Annotated in this window: 1 pseudogene; it reads left to right on the forward strand. The window is 39.8% G+C overall.

The window, feature by feature from the left end:
• Positions 1-459, forward strand: a pseudogene (locus tag BAZO_RS01635) (RepB protein); the annotation flags it as partial.
• Positions 460-527 lie beyond the last annotated feature (68 nt).

Below are 527 nucleotides of genomic sequence, written 5' to 3' on the forward strand. Positions count from 1 at the left end.
GCTCACACCTCTTTTAATGTAACCTATGAGAAAAAGAAAGCAGGGCGGAGCATTGACTCTATTGTCTTTCATATTGAGAAGAAACGGAAAGCAGACGATAACAGTTACAAGTTGGACGATAGGGCTTATCAAGAAGATAAAGCACGTAAAGCTGAAACCGAAGACATGCTGACGGTACAAGCCCTAAAAAGTCCGTATACCAAGTTGCTTATGGAACATTTCTTATTGTCTTATCTAGACTTGACGGATACTAAAATTCTTTCAGGCTTACAAGCACACGTGTACCCTCTCTATGACGAACTGAAAGACTTACGAGGGCTTAATGGCGTGAAAGACCACTTGTCTTATGTGGGAGCTAAACAAGAGGACTACTCAAAGAAAAATATCTGTAAGTACCTTAAAAAAGCCATTGAACAATATCTACCAACGGTTAAAAGACAGGACTTAAACCATGAGTGAAGACTTAAAAACGATAAAAGAGTTGGCGGACGAGCTAGGACTAGCTAAACAGACCGTTCAATACCATT

Source organism: Schinkia azotoformans LMG 9581, from assembly GCF_000307855.1.
GTDB classification, from domain to species: domain Bacteria; phylum Bacillota; class Bacilli; order Bacillales; family Bacillaceae_J; genus Schinkia; species Schinkia azotoformans.